The following is a 2,931-nucleotide window of genomic DNA, read 5'->3' as shown; positions in this document are numbered from 1 at the left end:
TCACCCTCACGGTGGTGGAACCGGTCTCCAACGGGATCGGCTCGGACGCCTTCGCCATCGTCTGGGATGGCCACCGTCTGCACGGGCTCAACGCGTCGGGCCGATCCCCCACCGCTTGGACACCCGAATACTTCGGCAACCGCGGTGTCCCGCCGTTTGGCTGGGATTCGGTCACCGTGCCCGGCGCGGTGTCGGGTTGGGTGGAGCTGCACGCCAACTTCGGTCGACTGCCCTTTGCGCGGCTTTTTGAGCCAGCAATTGCCTACGCCCGCAATGGTTTTCTCGTTTCGCCGACAGTCGCCGCGCAGTGGGCAGGTCAGGTGCCACTGTTCCGGGACCAGCCGGGGTTCGCCGACGTGTTCATGCCCGGCGGCCGCGCCCCGAAGGCTGGTGAGCTCGTGACGTTTCCCGATCATGCCGCCACGCTTGAGAAGATCGCCGCCACCACCGGTGCGGCGTTTTATCGTGGAGAGCTGGCGGCGCAGCTGGAGGCCCATGCGGCGGCCAACAGCGCCGCCATGCGGGCCAGCGACCTCGCCGCTCACCGCGCCGACTGGGTCGGCACAATCAGCGGTTCCTACCGCGGCTACACCATCCACGAGATCCCACCCAACGGCCAGGGAATCGTCGCCTTAATCGCGTTGGGCATTCTCGAACAGTTCGAGATGGATTCTGCTCCAGTAGATTCCGCTGACAGTCTGCATCTGCAGATCGAAGCACTCAAGCTGGCCTTCGCCGACGCGCACGCCTATGTCGCCGACATCGACCACATGCCGCTGCGCCCGGAGAAGCTGCTCGACCGCGAGTACCTGAAGCACCGTGCGGCGCTGATCGACCCGAAACGGGCCAAGCCGGCGTTCGCGGGAACGCCGAGCGGCGGCACAGTGTATCTCACCGCGGCCGATGAATCGCCCTGGAAATGGTGGAGGCTCCAGACCTTGGAATCGAGGATGGAGTCATGCCGAAGAAACAGTCACCGCCGAGCAAGCCGACGAGTCGCCGCTACAGCGCCGAGCAGAAGGCCGGAGCGGTACGGATGGTCCGGACATTACGGGCGGAATTGGGTAGCGACCACGGCGTTGTCGCCCGGGTCGCCGATCAGCTTGGCTACGGGGTGGAGTCGGTGCGGACCTGGGTGCGCCAGGCCGACATCGATGACGGCTATCAGCCAGGGATGTCGACAACCGAAGCGCGGCGCATGAAGGAACTCGAACAGGAGAATCGAGAACTCAAGCGCGCCAACGAGATACTGAAACGAGCAGCCAGTTTCTTCGGGGCGGAGCTCGACCGCCAACACAAGAAATAGTCGAGTTCATCGACGTCAACCGAGCCGAGTTCGGGGTCGAGCCCATCTGCACCGTCCTGCGCAGCGCAGGCGTGTCGGTGGCCCCGAGCACCTACTACGCCGCCAAGAAACGCACACCGTCGAAACGAGCCTGCCGGGATGCGGTCATGGCTCCGGCGCTGGTCAAGCTCTGGGAGGACAACTACTGCGTCTACGGTGCCCGCAAGCTGCACAAAGCCGCCCGCCGGGCCGACCACGACATCGGCCGCGACCAGGTGGCGCGGCTGATGCGCGCCGAAGGTATCCGGGGGGTGCGCCGCGGCAAGAAAGTCCGCACCACCCGACCTGAAGAAGGTGCCCAACGCCACCCGGACCTGGTCAAGCGGAACTTCACCGCCGATGGGCCAAACCAGCTGTGGGTGACCGATCTGACGTTCGTGGCCACCTGGGCCGGGGTGGCCTACGTCTGTTTCATCATCGACGTGTTCAGCCGGATGATCGTCGGCTGGCGGGTGGCCTCGAACATGCGCACCACGATGGTCCTCGATGCCATTGAGATGGCCCGCTGGTCGCGCGGAACTGTGTTGGCGGGCTTGCGATGTCACTCCGATGCCGGCAGCCAGTTCACCTCGATTCGCTACACCGAGCGCCTTGCTGAGATCGGCGCGGTGCCCTCGATCGGCACGGTCGGCGACAGCTACGACAACGCTCTGGCTGAGACCGTCAACGGCTACTACAAGGCCGAGCTGATCTACGGACCCGCCCGCGAGGGTCCGTGGAAGACCGTCGAAGACGTCGAGCTGGCCACCCTGAGCTGGGTGCACTGGCACAACACGACCCGGCTGCACGGCTACCTCGGCGACCTACCGCCTGCAGAGTTCGAGGCCGCGTTCTACGCTGGCAGACGGACCGACCAACCCCTGGTCGGAATCCGATAAACCGAGCCTCCATCGAACCCAGGGCGGTTCATTTCGGTAACTACGCCGGGCCTCAACACGACAGTGCATGGCAGCATCGGCAGCATGGTCGAGGAAGCAACAAACCTAAGGACAGAAGCACTTCGACAGCTTGGCTTCGCACCTGGGCACGAATACGACAGTGTTTCGGCGATTGCGTGGATCGGTTATGACACTCCGCAAGTGCCCGGCTGGGATGATCTGGGCAAATCACTTGCGGGTGGGTGGGACGTCAGCCACGACGACCTCGCCAAAGCTGGCGCGCGTAGCCTGGCCCATTTCTATTACGGGTTGGGTGCCGCCCACCAAGGCGCACCAGCGCATTTAACCGCGATCGGGCATTCCTACGGCTCACTTACCACCGGTCTCGCGCTGCAAGAGCCCGGCAACCACGGGGTCGCCGACGCCCTCTTCTACGGTTCGCCCGGCATCGAAGCCTCCACACCACAACAGCTGCGTCTTCAGCCCGGGCACGTCTACGCCATGGAAGCCCCGGACGACCCCATCCAACGCGTGTATGACGCACCACCCCTTGCCCATGCTGGCGCCTCATTGCTCCCATTCCCGTTTAACGTGATCGCGGAGGGTGCCCTTGACGGCGCCGAAGCAACTGGCGCCGGCCAGTTCGGCACCAACCCGGCAACAAATCCCCATTTCACCCACCTGGGCACTGGCCCGGCCACCGTGCCC

Annotated in this window: 1 protein-coding gene, 2 pseudogenes and 1 other annotated feature; all 3 genes and pseudogenes read left to right on the top strand. The window is 64.7% G+C overall.

The window, feature by feature from the left end:
* A pseudogene (locus VFA16_RS04530) lies at nucleotides 1–905 on the top strand (gamma-glutamyltransferase family protein); the annotation flags it as partial.
* Nucleotides 906–958: 53 nt separating this feature from the next.
* A protein-coding gene (locus tag VFA16_RS04525; protein WP_324966661.1) for an IS3 family transposase occupies nucleotides 959–2,223 on the top strand; the annotation gives its coding sequence in 2 pieces (ribosomal slippage) (nucleotides 959–1,265 and nucleotides 1,265–2,223; 1,266 coding nt in all).
* Nucleotides 1,261–1,392, top strand: a sequence feature (AL1L pseudoknot). Its footprint overlaps the gene before it by 132 nt.
* A 30-nt stretch (nucleotides 2,224–2,253) precedes the next feature.
* A pseudogene (locus VFA16_RS04520) lies at nucleotides 2,254–2,931 on the top strand (alpha/beta hydrolase); the annotation flags it as partial.

This window comes from Mycobacterium sp., from assembly GCF_035653355.1.
Taxonomy (GTDB): Bacteria; Actinomycetota; Actinomycetes; order Mycobacteriales; family Mycobacteriaceae; genus Mycobacterium.
The sequence above is the reverse complement of the archived record's forward strand: the minus strand, read 5'-3'. Positions and strand labels throughout refer to the sequence as shown.